This window comes from SAR86 cluster bacterium (assembly GCA_023703615.1).
Classification (GTDB): Bacteria; Pseudomonadota; Gammaproteobacteria; order Magnimaribacterales; family D2472; genus MED-G85.
This window is the reverse complement of record CP097971.1, coordinates 264,461-278,116: the sequence shown is the minus strand read 5'-3', so window position 1 is coordinate 278,116 and position 13,656 is coordinate 264,461. Positions and strand designations below refer to the sequence as shown.

The 13,656-nt window shown below is 31.7% G+C and carries 15 protein-coding genes and 4 tRNA genes; 9 read left to right on the top strand and 10 right to left on the bottom strand.

What is annotated here, in order from left to right:
- The 8 genes from M9C80_01495 to M9C80_01460 all read left to right on the top strand — a co-directional run bounded on the left by M9C80_01495 (position 1) and on the right by M9C80_01460 (position 4,817).
- Positions 1 to 432 (top strand): hypothetical protein, encoded by a 432-nt coding sequence (locus tag M9C80_01495; GenBank protein URQ69853.1) that lies wholly within the window; start codon positions 1 to 3, stop codon positions 430 to 432.
- A gap of 16 nt (positions 433 to 448) precedes the next feature.
- Positions 449 to 1,252 carry a 4-(cytidine 5'-diphospho)-2-C-methyl-D-erythritol kinase gene (ispE, locus tag M9C80_01490; protein ID URQ69852.1) on the top strand — a complete coding sequence of 268 codons (804 nt, stop codon included), beginning with the start codon at positions 449 to 451 and terminating at the stop codon, positions 1,250 to 1,252.
- Between the two features lie 3 nt (positions 1,253 to 1,255).
- A tRNA-Gln gene (locus tag M9C80_01485) sits at positions 1,256 to 1,330 on the top strand.
- A gap of 18 nt (positions 1,331 to 1,348) precedes the next feature.
- On the top strand, positions 1,349 to 2,299 hold the full coding sequence (locus tag M9C80_01480; protein URQ69851.1) for a ribose-phosphate pyrophosphokinase: 951 nt from the start codon (positions 1,349 to 1,351) through the stop codon (positions 2,297 to 2,299).
- A 9-nt stretch (positions 2,300 to 2,308) separates the two neighbouring features.
- Positions 2,309 to 3,022 carry a 50S ribosomal protein L25/general stress protein Ctc gene (locus M9C80_01475; protein ID URQ69850.1) on the top strand — a complete coding sequence of 238 codons (714 nt, stop codon included), beginning with the start codon at positions 2,309 to 2,311 and terminating at the stop codon, positions 3,020 to 3,022.
- 5 nt (positions 3,023 to 3,027) lie between these two features.
- Positions 3,028 to 3,594, top strand: a complete 567-nt coding sequence (pth, locus tag M9C80_01470) for an aminoacyl-tRNA hydrolase (GenBank protein URQ69849.1) — start codon at positions 3,028 to 3,030, stop codon at positions 3,592 to 3,594.
- A gap of 1 nt (position 3,595) precedes the next feature.
- Positions 3,596 to 4,684: a redox-regulated ATPase YchF gene (gene ychF, locus M9C80_01465; protein URQ69848.1), complete on the top strand. Its 1,089-nt coding sequence runs from the start codon at positions 3,596 to 3,598 to the stop codon at positions 4,682 to 4,684.
- A 56-nt stretch (positions 4,685 to 4,740) separates the two neighbouring features.
- Positions 4,741 to 4,817, top strand: a tRNA-Met gene (locus M9C80_01460).
- A gap of 10 nt (positions 4,818 to 4,827) precedes the next feature.
- Here M9C80_01460 and M9C80_01455 read toward each other — a convergent pair.
- From M9C80_01455 to M9C80_01410, 10 genes are all read right to left on the bottom strand, one after another.
- Complete coding sequence (locus tag M9C80_01455; protein ID URQ69847.1) at positions 4,828 to 5,058, bottom strand: hypothetical protein; 231 nt, start codon at positions 5,056 to 5,058, stop codon at positions 4,828 to 4,830.
- Between the two features lie 51 nt (positions 5,059 to 5,109).
- The gene (locus M9C80_01450) at positions 5,110 to 5,328 is read right to left on the bottom strand and encodes a hypothetical protein (protein URQ69846.1); all 219 of its coding nucleotides are present in this window, start codon (positions 5,326 to 5,328) and stop codon (positions 5,110 to 5,112) included.
- Positions 5,329 to 5,447: 119 nt separating this feature from the next.
- Positions 5,448 to 7,556, bottom strand: a complete 2,109-nt coding sequence (gene pnp, locus M9C80_01445) for a polyribonucleotide nucleotidyltransferase (protein ID URQ69845.1) — start codon at positions 7,554 to 7,556, stop codon at positions 5,448 to 5,450.
- 25 nt (positions 7,557 to 7,581) lie between these two features.
- A complete protein-coding gene (rpsO, locus tag M9C80_01440; protein ID URQ69844.1) occupies positions 7,582 to 7,851 on the bottom strand; it encodes a 30S ribosomal protein S15 in 270 nt (89 codons plus the stop codon).
- An 87-nt stretch (positions 7,852 to 7,938) separates the two neighbouring features.
- On the bottom strand, positions 7,939 to 8,772 hold the full coding sequence (gene truB, locus M9C80_01435) for a tRNA pseudouridine(55) synthase TruB (GenBank protein ID URQ69843.1): 834 nt from the start codon (positions 8,770 to 8,772) through the stop codon (positions 7,939 to 7,941).
- A 2-nt stretch (positions 8,773 to 8,774) separates the two neighbouring features.
- Complete coding sequence (gene rbfA, locus M9C80_01430) at positions 8,775 to 9,119, bottom strand: 30S ribosome-binding factor RbfA (protein ID URQ69842.1); 345 nt, start codon at positions 9,117 to 9,119, stop codon at positions 8,775 to 8,777.
- Between the two features lie 6 nt (positions 9,120 to 9,125).
- Complete coding sequence (gene infB / locus M9C80_01425; GenBank protein URQ69841.1) at positions 9,126 to 11,393, bottom strand: translation initiation factor IF-2; 2,268 nt, start codon at positions 11,391 to 11,393, stop codon at positions 9,126 to 9,128.
- A gap of 9 nt (positions 11,394 to 11,402) precedes the next feature.
- The gene (nusA, locus tag M9C80_01420; protein ID URQ69840.1) at positions 11,403 to 12,863 is read right to left on the bottom strand and encodes a transcription termination factor NusA; all 1,461 of its coding nucleotides are present in this window, start codon (positions 12,861 to 12,863) and stop codon (positions 11,403 to 11,405) included.
- Entirely contained in the window at positions 12,853 to 13,335 is a 483-nt protein-coding gene (locus tag M9C80_01415) for a BCR family protein (protein URQ70187.1), read from the bottom strand. Before M9C80_01415 ends, nusA begins: the two co-directional genes overlap by 11 nt.
- A gap of 55 nt (positions 13,336 to 13,390) precedes the next feature.
- A tRNA-Met gene (locus tag M9C80_01410) sits at positions 13,391 to 13,467 on the bottom strand.
- Positions 13,468 to 13,563: 96 nt separating this feature from the next.
- Between M9C80_01410 and M9C80_01405 the strand changes: the two genes are divergently transcribed.
- Positions 13,564 to 13,650 (top strand) — tRNA-Leu (locus M9C80_01405).
- Positions 13,651 to 13,656: the final 6 nt, after the last annotated feature.

The following is a 13,656-nucleotide window of genomic DNA, read 5'->3' as shown; positions in this document are numbered from 1 at the left end:
TTGAGTAAATTTTATCTTGTAATTTTATTATTTTTTATTGCATCTTGTTCAAGTATCAATCGTGGTGATGAGCTTTTAAAATCATATAATTCTTCGTTTAAAGTTTCATCAACCTCACCTTTATATAAGGCTAAAATTAATATTTACAAAGATAAGTTCATTATACAGGTATATCAAAGTATATTAGGAAATCTTGTAAAAGTAGAATTTTCTAAAAATGGCAACATACGCTCAACTTCTTTTGTAAAAAGTAATGTTAATGTTGATCAATATCTTAGTAATAATTATTTCAAAGAATTATATGAATGTCTCAACAAACGCCTTGTTAGTTTTGATGATGATTTAATTAGAATAAATTGTGACGAATTTGGTAATATAAACCTAGATATTAAAAATTCTCATTATTATATTCAAGGTAAAATAACTTCTTAAAAACTTACATAATCTTATGAGTAGAATTAGTTTCAAGTCTCCAGCAAAGATAAATTTATATCTAAAGATATTAAAGAGATTGAATGACGGATACCATAATATTAATACCTCTTTTCAGTTAATCGATCTATTTGATGAACTTGAGTTCAAAAAAGTTAAAAAGGTTATTTCTATAAGATGTGAGAATTTTGTATTAGAAAAAAAGAAAAATTTAGTCTATAAAATTGCAAAAAAATTACATAGCAGAGACACAAGTAATGGCATTGAAATTAATATTAAAAAAAATATACCTATTGGTGCCGGGCTTGGTGGTGGAAGTTCTAACGCAGCAACTACAATTATTATTTTAAATAGATTATGGGATTTAAAGTTATCAAAGACAGATATGCTAGAACTAGGAAAAAGCTTTGGAGCTGACATACCATTTTTTATAAATGGTGAAAATGCTATTGGCGAGGGAATTGGTAATAAGTTATCAGTAATTGAATCTAAAACACAAAAATATGTATTGATATGTCCTAATATTTTTTGTTCAACTAAAAAGATGTTTGAGAAGTTCGACTTGCTTGATGATAAATATAAGAAAAATACTCAAAATTCATTTTGGGACGTATTATTAAATCAAGATAACATTTTAAAAAATTTTTATAATAAGAACATTGATAACTTTAATATTAATTTGTCTGGGAGTGGTTCGTCGATGTTCATCAAATATGAAAATGAAGATGAATTAAATAAAATTTTAAAAATAATTCCAAATAATTGGAGATTCTTTTTATGTAAACCATTACAATATTCGCCCCTAAGGGAGTTTATATGAAATTGGGGTGTAGCCAAGCGGTAAGGCAACGGGTTTTGATCCCGTCATGCGTAGGTTCGAATCCTACCACCCCAGCCAACAAATTGGTGAAAGCTTATGAATAATAAATTTGATATCTTTACTGGAACTGCCAATCCTGAACTTGCCAATGATATTTCTAAAATTCTAGGAATTGAAATTTCAAAAGCAGATGTTGGTTATTTTTCAGATGGAGAGATTAGAGTTGAAATTGAAGATAACGTTAGAGGGCATGATACTTTTATTATCCAATCAACTTGTACTCCACAAAATAAAAACCTTATGGAGTTAATGTTACTTGCAGATGCCTTGAAAAGATCTTCTGCTTCAAAAATAACTGCGATAATTCCCTACTATGCTTATGCAAGACAAGATAGAAGAGTTAGATCAGCAAGGGTTCCAATAAGTGCTAAGGTTGTTGCAAATATGTTTTCTTCCGTGGGTATTGATAGAGTTCTAACCGTTGATCTACATTCAGAAACAATTCAAGGGTTCTTTGATATGCCTGCTGATAACGTATATGCAACTAAATTAATGGTTGAAGATATTAAATCAAATAATCCAAAAAATAATATAGTTGTTGTATCACCAGATGTAGGTGGAGTTGTAAGATCAAGGGCATTAGCAAAACAATTAAATGATGCTGACCTTGCTATTATTGATAAAAGACGAGCGGCAGCTAATCAATCTGAAGTTATGAATATAATTGGAGATATTAAAGACAAAGTATGCATAGTTCCAGATGATATCATTGATACTGCAGGAACTTTATGTAACGCTGCGAAAGCCCTTAAAGATCAAGGTGCTTTAGAAGTTAAAGCTTACATTACTCATCCTGTCCTTTCTGGACCTGCTATCGAGAGGCTAAATAATTCAGAAATTGATGAACTAGTTGTAACAAATTCGATCCCATTGTCACAAGAAGGAAAAAAATGCAGTAAAATACGCGTCATTTCTTTGAGTGCGACGATAGCTGAATGCATGAAAAGATTAAACAATGAAGAATCTCTGAGTGAGATGTTTATATAAGAGGAAATTATGAGTGATCAAATAATTTTAAATGCTGAAACAAGAGAAAGAACTGGCTCTAACAAAGCCAGGGTTATAAGAAAAGTTGATGGAATGATTCCTGCCATAGTTTATGGTGATGAAAAAGAGTCTCTAAACTTAAAATTATATTTAAATGAGTTAACAAAAGCATCTCAAAATGACCTTTTTTATACTCAAGTTCTTCTTATTAAAAATGGTGAATTAGAAGAAAAAGTTGTACTAAAAGAACTACAAAGAGATCCAGCTAAAGGTAAATTCCTCCACGCAGATTTTCAAAGAGTATCTAAAAAAACGAAATTGAAAGTTGTTATACCAATGAACTTCATAAATGAAGAGGAATGTATTGGTGTTAAAAATGAGGGTGGTCTTATTACAAAAGCAATTAGAGAAGTTGAAATAATGTGTCTTGCTGGTAATATTCCTGAATCCATAGATGTTGATGTTACTAATTTAGAACTTGGATCGTCCGTAAGACTAACAGAAGTAGTTTTACCTGAAGGCTCTGAAATTCCAGGCCTTACAGATGAAACAGATCAAATGGTAGTTTCTGTTAATGCTCCAAAAGCGATTGAAGAAGAGCCAATTATTGAAGAAGGCGATGAAGCTGAAATGTTTGAGGAAGGAGCATCTGAAGAAAACGAAGGTTCAGATGATGATAAAAGTAATGAAGATTCTGAAAACGAGGGTTCCTCAGAGAATTAGAAAACGTGCTTAAGCTTTGTTTTGTTGGTTTGGGTAATCCTGGATCAAAATATAACAATACAAGACATAATATTGGTAAAGATTGGTTACTAAGATTAAGCAAATCTTATTGTGAAGAATTTTTTATTAAAACTAAGTTTGAAGCCAATATAACTTATTCAAGATCAAAAGAAGTGCTTTGGGTTATTCCTAATAATTATGTAAATAATAGCGGTAGATCACTTAGTAAATTAACAAAAAATTTTCAACTTCCAAAAAACAAAATAATCATCTTGCATGATGACCTTGATCTAAATGCGGGTGAAGTTCGATTGAAAGAAGGTGGGGGTCACGGTGGGCATAATGGTTTGCGAGACATTTTTGAAAAGACTGCTTCAAAAGATTATATGAGAATAAGAATTGGAATTGGTCATCCTGGTAATAAAAAAGAAGTATCAGATTGGGTTTTAAATAAATTCCATCCGCATGAAATAAATCAAATAGATAAAGCATATGAAATGTTTGCTTATAGTTTTGATCAAATATGTGATGGTCAATTCTCTGAAGTTCAAAAAAAACTACATACTTCTTAAAATGGGATTCAAATGCGGTATTATCGGATTACCTAACGTAGGTAAATCTACCCTTTTCAATGCTCTAACAAAATCATCAATACCTGCTGAAAATTTTCCTTTTTGCACTATTGAACCAAACATTGGGAAAGTTCCTCTTCCTGATAAAAGGTTGAAACAAATTAATGATATTGTTGATTCAAAAAAAATAATTCCTGCCAGCCTTGATCTTGTTGATATAGCTGGTCTTGTAAAAGGAGCTTCTGATGGAGAGGGTTTAGGTAACGCGTTTTTGTCAAATATTAGGGAAATGAATGCTTTAGCTCATGTTGTGAGATGTTTTAAAGATGAGAACATAACTCATGTGGATGGTTGTATTGATCCTGTTCGAGATGCTGAAATTATTAATTTTGAACTAATCATGTCTGATTTAGATACTTTATCAAAGAAATTGTTGAAAACTGAGAAACTTTTGAAGACTAATGATAAAAAAAATAAAGTTGAACATGAAATTTTACTAAAAATAAAAAATGAATTAGATAAAGGAAATTTAATTAAACTAGATACATTTAGTGACGAAGAAAAATTAATTATCAAAAGCTTTCAGCTGCTTAGTACAAAACCAACCTTTTATATTGCAAATATATCAGATGATGATTCTTCAGATGAGGCATTGAATAATTTGATCCAATTCGCGAAGAAAAGCAACATTACCGTAATACCAACATCAATCAAAATTGAACAAGAAATTTCGTTACTGAATGAAGTTGAAAAAATTGAATATCTTGAACTATTGGATATTGATGAACCAGTTTTAAATAAAATCATTTTTAAAGGTTATGAAATTTTGGGTCTTCAAACATTTTTTACTGCGGGCCCTCAAGAAATTAGAGCATGGACCATCAAAAAAAATGCATTAGCGCCTAATGCTGCAGGTGTTATTCATACAGATTTTGAAAGAGGCTTTATTAAAGCAGAAGTTATAAGTTTTGATGATTATCTTTTATGTAATGGTGAATTAGGTTCTAAAGAGAAAGGTAAACTTAGACTTGAAGGAAAGGAATATCACGTAAAAGATGGGGATGTAATTCATTTTAAATTTAACGTTTAAGCTAAAGTCAAATAAAATATTGACTCTTAAATTATAGTATTTATCATTCAACGATTGGCTATGTAGCTCAGATGGTTAGAGCACAGCACTCATAACGCTGGGGTCGGTGGTTCAATTCCACCCATAGCCACCACTTAAAAAAGCTATTTTTTTAAATAAGCAAAGATAATGATTATTGAAATCAATCCAATAATCCCATCAGTACCAAGCATATCAACGATTTTTATAACATTAGTATATACATCGCCAACAACTGCAGCATCTGGTCCAAATAAAATACCTAACAATAACAAAACAGCTATTAATGGTGTGAGAACATCAAGTAATTTATTTAGGAAAGATTTAAAGTCTGAAAATGTTAATTTAAATTTCATAAGATTAAAAAAGTTGAGAAGAGAATAATCCCTTCTCAACTAACCAAATGGTTACTTAAGAAGATTAAGTAAAATAGCTGCTGCAATTAAGCCAACAACACCAGCATCACCAAGTTGTGAAACAAGGCCAACTAGGTTGCCAAGTACATCACCGACAAATGCCATATCGCCGAATACTACACCGCCTACAACACCCAAGCCTACAAGACCAACAAGGATCCCAGTTAGACTAGTTACTATATCGCTTATCATTCTAAATGCATTATCCATAATAATTCCCCCCTATTAGGTTTATTTATGTTTAGCAAATTACATAGAAACACAAAAAGAGAAATCTATCAAATCATGTGAAGTTGAAATTTGACTTTGATGGAATTTTTATATATGGCTTATTCTGCGGCGTTTTCTTCTTTTTTTAAGAGAGCTTTTTTTGATAATTTCATTTTACCTCTATCGAAACCTATAAGCTTAACTTCAATTTCTTGACCCTCTGATAAGACTGAAGAAACATCTTCAGTTCTTTCATGAGCAATTTCTGAGATGTGTAATAACCCATCTTTACCAGGAAGAATATTTACAAAAGCACCAAATTCAACAATTTTTACCACAGTACCTTTATAAACTTTATCTAATTCAGGTTCTTCTAAAATTCCTTCAATGATTTCTAAACATTCCTTCATAGAGGATTGATTTTGGCCAAACACCGATACTTTTCCATCATCCTCAACATCAACAGTTGCACCTGTTTTTTCTTGCATGCCTTTTATTACTGCTCCACCCTTACCAATGATTTCTTTAATCTTATCTTTGTCAACCATAAATGTTTTCATAGCTGGTGCATTTTCTGAAAGCTCTCTTGGCACGTCGATAGCCTCATTCATAATACCTAAAATGTGATTAATGGCAGTCTTAGCTTTTGTCAAAGCTGACTCCATGATGTCAGCTGTAATACCTTGTATCTTAATATCCATCTGCAAGGCTGTAATGCCATTTTCCGTTCCGGCAACCTTAAAATCCATGTCACCTAAATGATCTTCATCACCTAAAATATCAGTTAAAACTGCAAAATCATCGCCCTCTTTAATTAAACCCATTGCTATACCAGCTACCGGACTTGATATTGGAACACCAGCATCCATTAATGATAATGAAGTACCGCAGACAGAAGCCATTGAGCTTGAGCCATTTGATTCTGTAATTTCTGATACTACTCTCATAGTGTAACCAAAATCAGTTATATCAGGCAGTACTGCTTTAATTGCTCTTTTAGCAAGATTACCATGCCCGATTTCTCTTCTTTTAGGACCCATAGGCATACCAATCTCACCAACACTATATGCTGGAAAATTATAGTGAAGCATAAAATTATCGGAACTTTGTCCTTCAATTGCTTCAATTCTTTGGGCGTCTCTTGAAGATCCCAATGTTGCAACAACTATTGCCTGAGTTTCACCTCTAGTAAATAATGAAGAACCATGAGCACTTGGCAAAACATCTGTTTCTATAAAGATTGGTCTTACGGTATCTGTATCTCTTCCATCTATTCTAGGTTGATTACTAAGTATATTTTCTCTAACAATATCTTTCTCAAGATTCTTAAAAGCGCCTAAAACTTTACCCAGCTGAATATCATCAGCTTCTGAGTAGAAGTTAACTATATCTTCCTTGATTACACTTATGGCTGCTGATCTCTCTGATTTATTTTTAATTTTAAAAGCAGATGAAATCTGATCAGTATATTTTTCTCTAAGTTTTTCATAATAAATTGGAGATTCTTCATCAGATGAAACAATCCAATCTTCTTTTCCTGCTATATTTTTAAGTTCTGAACATGCTTTTATAACTGCTTGCATTTCTTGATGACCATACAATACTGCGCCCAGCATTAAATCTTCATTAAGTTCTTTTGCTTCCGATTCAACCATTAAAACTGCTTTTTCTGTTCCCGCAACGACCATATCCAAATATGATTCTTCTAACTCAGCAAAAGATGGATTAAGTACATAATTACCATCAATAAAACCTACTCTAGCTGCACCCATGGGCCCATCAAATGGAACTCCCGCAACGCATAGAGCCGCAGATGCTCCAATCATAGCTGCTATATCTGGATTTTGATCTTTTGAAGATGACATAACAGTTGAAAAAACTTGTACTTCATTCTTAAAATTATCTGGGAATAAAGGTCTAATAGGTCTGTCTATAAGCCTTGAGGTGAGTGTTTCTCTTTCTGTTGGTCTTGCTTCCCTTTTAAAAAAGCCTCCAGGTATAACTCCTGTTGCATAGAATTTTTCTTGATAAAAAACAGCTAAGGGGAAGAAATCCTTTCCAGGATCTGCTTCTTTTTTTGCAACTACTGTTGTTAATACTACTAAATCTCCGATGGTCACAACTACAGCAGCAGTTGCTTGTCTTGCGACTTTATTTGTCTCTATTTTTACTGATTGATTTCCATACTGGAATTCTACCGAAGTAGATTCTAATTTATTATTTTCCACAATTTTCCTTTTATATTAATTATGCTTATCCTCTAAGATTTAAATTTTTAATAATTTCAGCATAACTTTTGTTATCTTTTCTTTTTAAATAGGCTAATAGCTTTCTTCTTAAATTTACCATTCGAATTAATCCTGTTCTAGAATGATGATCTTTTTTATGTTCTTTAAAATGCTCCTGCAATTTATTAATATTTTCAGTTAGTAGAGCAATCTGGACTTCGGGTGAACCCGTATCATTTTTAGATCTTTGGAATTTTCCAACTATAACTTCTTTTTCTTCTGCTAAAAGTGCCATTCTTAATATCCTTGTTACACAATATATTGATAAAACTTACCTCGTGCAACTAAAGTAAGCGTGCGTAGCTTATAACTAATTTCGTTATTAAACAAGTTGTTTAAGCTTCAATTCATTATCGATAACTTTACCTAATCCTCGAAAATTTAGTTTGCTGTCATAAACCCTGTATAGACCATCTGTTTTATTTTTATTGAGTACTCGACCGCCATTTACAAAAATTTTTGTGTCGCTTGCATTGAGTTTTATTTTTTTGTAATTTAAAAATGCCTCTTCAATTGGAATGATATCTTTTAAATTCTGTGTGATAGTTTTATTTTTAAGACAGAAATTTCCTTGAGAGACTCTTTTTAAATAGTATAAATGCGCATGACAACCAAGAGATTCGCCAAGATCTCTTGCGATAGACCTTATATATGTGCCTTTTGAACAATGAACTAAAAAAGAACATTTTCCTTTTGTAATTTCAATATTTTTTATAGAAAAAATCTCAATTTTTCTTTTAGGTTTTTCAATTAAGATGCCCTCTCTCGCATATTTATATAATCGCTTTCCTTTAAATTTTAATGAAGAAAAATAGGGAGGTTTTTGAAATGAAATACCTTGTAATGAGTCAATTGCTAGTTTGATATCTTTTTTTTTAGGTATTATTTTGCTTTTATGTAAAACTTCACCAAATGCATCATCGGTATTTGTTGAAAAAGCAAAATTAATCTTAGCAAAATATTTTTTATCAGCTTCTAAAAAATAAGATGAAAATTTTGTTGCTTTATTAATTGCTAATATTAAAAGACCTTCTGCCATTGGATCAAGAGTTCCAAGATGTCCAACTTTTTTTAGCTTTAATTTTTTTTTAACATTTTGAACAAGATGATTTGAACTTATGCCAATTGTTTTTTCGCATAAAAGAAAACCATCCATAATTAAATTTGTTTTAAAAGCTTTTCGATATTTTTAGAGTACTTAATACTTTCATCAAATTTAAAATGAATTTTAGGAACTCTTCTAATCATCATGATTTTTGATAATTTTGTTCTTACCATTCCAGAAAATTTTCTCAAAACCGCATCGTCAATTTTGCTTTTATCAGAATCAATTGATTTACCAACAATAGAATAATAAGCTACCGCTGAGCTGATATCATTTGAAACCTTTACGGCTGTAATATTAATATTTTTTAATCTTGGGTCCTTCGTATCCTGTGAAATAATCAAAGATATTTCTTTTCTAAGGACGTCAGCAATTTTTTGAGGTCTTATAGAAGACATTGATATCTATATTGATTGAGACTCTTCTCTTCTTTCATAAACCTCAATCTTATCACCAGGTTTTACATCTTTATAATTTTTAATACCCATTCCGCATTCATTTCCGTTTTTTACCTCATTAACGTTATCTTTAAATCTTCTTAATGAATCAAGTTCACCTTCAAAAATTACAACATCATCACGTAAAACTCTTACAGGTCTATTTCTTGTAACATTTCCCTCAACAACATTACATCCCGCAATTTGACCAAATTTTGGAGAATTAAAAACTTCTAAAACTTCTGCTGTTCCTATAATCTCCTCTTTAATTATTGGATCTAAAAGACCACTCATTCTTAATTTAATATCATCTAAAAGTTCATAAATAATACTATGGTAACTAAGTGCAATATTTTCTTTTTCTATTATTTTTTTCGCACTACTGTCAGCTCTTACATTAAAGCCTAAAATTATTGAATTGACTGCTACTGCTAAATTTGCATCAGATTCTGTTATGCCCCCTATACCACTTGAAACAATTTTTACTTTTGCTAAGTCACTATTTATGTCATTTAATGAATTAACAATTGCTTCACATGTTCCAGCAACATCTGTCTTAATTATCACGTTAAGAATTTTTTTGGAAGATTCATTAAAGCTTTCAAATAAGTCTTCTGAATTATCATTTTTTTGTTTCAAGAGTTTTTTATCTTTTTCTCTATTAATTCGATATTCAGAAATTTCTCTAGCTTTTTTTTCATTTTCAACAACTTGAAATGTTTCTCCAGCAGATGGAGCGTGATTTAAGCCAAGAATCTCAATTGCTGATGAAGGTCCAGCAGATTTTATTTTTGAGCCACTACTGTTGATAATATTTTTTATTTTTCCTACTGAATTACCTGATACGACTAGATCGCCTATGTTTAATGTTCCATTTTGAATTAAGAAAGTAGCTACAGGCCCTCTGTATTTATCTAATTCGGATTCAATAACAACTCCTTGTGCTGGTCCTTTTATATGAGCTTTCAATTCCAATAATTCAGCTTCTAGTGATACGCATTCTAATAATTCTTCTATACCTGTTCCTTTTAGCGCTGAAATCGGAATCATTTGTGTAGAGCCGCCCCAATCTTCTGGTACCAAGTCTTTTCCAGCTAAATCACCTTTAACTTTTTCTATATCAGCTCCATCTAAGTCAATTTTGTTAATAGCGACTACAATGGAAACGTTTGCAGCTCTTGCATGATTAATTGCTTCTTCGGTTTGGGGTTTTATTCCATCATTAGCTGCAACAACCAAAATCACGATATCTGTTGTATTAGCACCTCTTGCACGCATTGAAGAAAAAGCAGCATGACCCGGAGTATCGATAAATGTAATATTCCCTTTAGAGGTTTCAACTTCGTATGCACCAATATGTTGTGTGATTCCTCCAGCTTCATCATCAACTATTTTTGTTTTCCTTATAAAATCAAGTAAAGTCGTTTTGCCATGATCAACATGTCCCATTACAGTAATAACAGGTGATCTTGGTGAAGTTTCATCAGAATATGTTATTAGGTTTGCTAAATTTTCTTCAAAGTTTTCTTCTACTAAAGCAATTCCATTGTGCCCAATTTCTTCAACAACTAGAATTGCTGTTTCCTGATCAATAACATCATTTATAGTTGCAACCACTCCAAGACTCATCAAATTCTTGACAACTATTCCTCCTTTGACGGCCATGAGCTTAGCAAGCTCACCAACTTGAATAGTTGAGGGAATTTCAATATCTCTTTTTATAGTTTCAGTAGGAGCTTCAAATTTATGTATTTTGTTATCGTCAAAAAATTTTTCTTCTTTACTTTTATATGCACTTACAGCTGAGGATAATTGTGCTTTGACATCAATTTTTTCTTGAATATTATTTGAAGTATTTAATTTGGCTTTCTTTTTTGCTTCTGCTTTTTCTTTGACAGCTTCTTTAAGTTGATTTTCACGTTTTATCTGCTGTTCTTTGAGTTGTTCTGAAGCTGCAGCTCTTTTTGCTTCAATATTGTCAGAATAACTTTTTAAGCCTTCATTTTCAGTTATAGTTCTGCCTTTTGAAGTGACTTTTACGCCTGAATCAGAAGTAACTGATTTTGTTACTGAAGATTTATTTGATTTTAGTGACTTTAGAAGAGCTTGTTTATCTTGAGTAGTTATTTCATCAGAGGCTTTTTTATGAGAAAGCCCAGCATTTTGCAATCTTTCAAGCAAAATACTCTCAGTAATTTTTAAAGTTTTCGCAAAATCTTTTACAGTATTCGTCAAAATTTGTACCTATTTAAACCAATCTTCCCTTGCTTTCATAATCATTACTGATGCTTCATCATCAGTGATTTCAATTATTTCTTTTAACTCATCAATTGAAAGCTCCGCAAGATCATCCTTATTTTTAATTCCATTTGAACTTAATTTTGTAATATTATCTTCATCAAGATTCAAACCAATCAAAGATTCATTATCTTGCTCTTCTTCGGTTACAACTCCCATAGCATCAAGTAATGCAGCATCTTCAGAATAGCTTTGAATCCTTTTTATTTCATCCTCATCTTCAAAAATAGCTTTAAGCAATGTTGCATCTGCATATGCTATTTCATCAAAAGAGAGTAATTTGGAGGAAATAATAGCTTCAGCTTTATCATCAGTAATATTAAGAGTCTCGGTTAATTTAGCAAGAAACTCAGTTTCATCAACTTTTACTTTAGCTTCAGCCTCATCGCTACTAATAACATTAAGGTTCCACCCTGCCAATTTTGAGGCTAACCGTATGTTTTGCCCCCTCGAACCAATAGCAAGAGCTAAATTTTCTTGATTGACTGCAATTTCCATAGATCTTGATTCCTCATCCATTACAATAGAATCAACTTTTGCTGGGACTAAAGCATTTATAACAAGCTGAGCAGGATTATCATCATAAATAATAATATCAATTCTCTCATTACCTAATTCTGAAGATACTGCTTGAACTCTTGAGCCCCTCATTCCAACACAAGCTCCAACAGGATCAATTCTTCCATCATTTGTTTTGACTGCAATTTTTGATCGAGATCCCGGATCTCTTGCAACACCTCTGATTTCAATAATATCTTCATTGATTTCTGGTACTTCAATAGCAAATAGTTCTGTAACCATTTCAGGGCAAGATCTATTTAACATTAGTTGAGCTCCCCTTCCCTCAACATCAGTTATTTGAAGAATAGCCCTAATTCTGTCATTTATTTTGTAAATCTCACCAGGCATTAATCTGTCTCTTGGTAAAATAGCTTCAGCATCCTGAGAAATATCAACTATTATATTGTCTCTTGTTACTCTTTTAACTGTTCCATTTATTAATGTATTATTTTTATTTTTAAATTGAGAAACAATTTTTTCTCGTTCAGCCTCTCTAACTTTTTGAAGCATTACTTGTCTTGCTGCTTGTGTCTCGATTCTTCCAAATACAATATTATCTTCTTGCTTAGTAAAGACTTCTCCAATTTTAAGAGATGAATCTTTTTCAGATATATGAGTTTCAATATGAAACTCTTCATTATTTTCGTCGAAGACATGCCAATTTCTATAAGTTGTATAATCGCCCGAACTTCTATCTATTAATACGTATAGTTCTGCATCTTCATGAAAGTGTCTTTGTGAGGCTGACGCTATTGCTGATTCAATAGCAGAAAATATAACTTCCTTATCAAGACCTTTTTCTGTAGAAACAGAATCTACAACTGTTAATATTTCATTACTTTGCATAATTTATTTCCTTTATTAATTTTGAATAGTTAGGATTTAATTTGCATAAATCTAAGTCATTAAAATCTAATTCATAGTCCCTTTTTTTATTTTTTATGGATAGTATGTCGTTACTCATATTAATAAGGTGTCCTTTAATATTTTTATCTCCATTTATTGGTTTTCTTAATCTTAATTCAAATTCTTCACCTATATACTCATTAAGTTGCTCTTTATAAAAAAATTTTCTATTAATACCAGGAGTAGAAACTTCAAGTATAAAATCGTCGCCTAGTATTGATTCTAGCGAGACTTCATAATTTAGATCTTTAGAGATATTCTCACAATCTTCAATATTAGCATTTTCATAAGAGTCAATAAAAACTCTTAGTGTTGGATTTTTTTTACCTCTCAATATTTCTATTCCCCATAAAAAACAATTATTCTGCATAATTGCAGGCTCAATAATTTTTTTTATTTCTTCAATCATAATTTTTTTAATAAAAAAGGGGCAACAGCCCCCACATTAAGTCATTATAACATCATCGTGGTAGCGGGGGCTGGATTTGAACCAACGACCTTCGGGTTATGAGCCCGACGAGCTACCAGACTGCTCCACCCCGCAACGCAGCGAAGGTGCAGTTTAAATAATGGGGCTATCTTGGTCAAGTAGATTATTTTTAATTTCTATAAATAATACTTGATATAATGCAATAAAAATGCCGAAGTGGTGGAATTGGTAGACACGCTAGCTTGAGGGGTTAGTGAGCGAAAGCTCGTGCGGGTTCAAGTCCCGCTTTCGGCACCATTAAAT

Excerpts from the sequence above, each read along its gene's own strand:
- ispE (URQ69852.1), top strand. The coding sequence starts at position 449 with ATGAGTAGAATTAGTTTCAAGTCTCCAGCAAAGATAAATTTATATCTA.
- M9C80_01480 (URQ69851.1), top strand. The coding sequence starts at position 1,349 with ATGAATAATAAATTTGATATCTTTACTGGAACTGCCAATCCTGAACTT.
- M9C80_01475 (URQ69850.1), top strand. The coding sequence starts at position 2,309 with ATGAGTGATCAAATAATTTTAAATGCTGAAACAAGAGAAAGAACTGGC.
- ychF (URQ69848.1), top strand. The coding sequence starts at position 3,596 with ATGGGATTCAAATGCGGTATTATCGGATTACCTAACGTAGGTAAATCT.
- M9C80_01455 (URQ69847.1), bottom strand. The coding sequence starts at position 5,058 with ATGAAATTTAAATTAACATTTTCAGACTTTAAATCTTTCCTAAATAAA.
- M9C80_01450 (URQ69846.1), bottom strand. The coding sequence starts at position 5,328 with ATGGATAATGCATTTAGAATGATAAGCGATATAGTAACTAGTCTAACT.
- rpsO (URQ69844.1), bottom strand. The coding sequence starts at position 7,851 with ATGGCACTTTTAGCAGAAGAAAAAGAAGTTATAGTTGGAAAATTCCAA.
- truB (URQ69843.1), bottom strand. The coding sequence starts at position 8,772 with ATGGATGGTTTTCTTTTATGCGAAAAAACAATTGGCATAAGTTCAAAT.
- rbfA (URQ69842.1), bottom strand. The coding sequence starts at position 9,119 with ATGTCTTCTATAAGACCTCAAAAAATTGCTGACGTCCTTAGAAAAGAA.
- nusA (URQ69840.1), bottom strand. The coding sequence starts at position 12,863 with ATGCAAAGTAATGAAATATTAACAGTTGTAGATTCTGTTTCTACAGAA.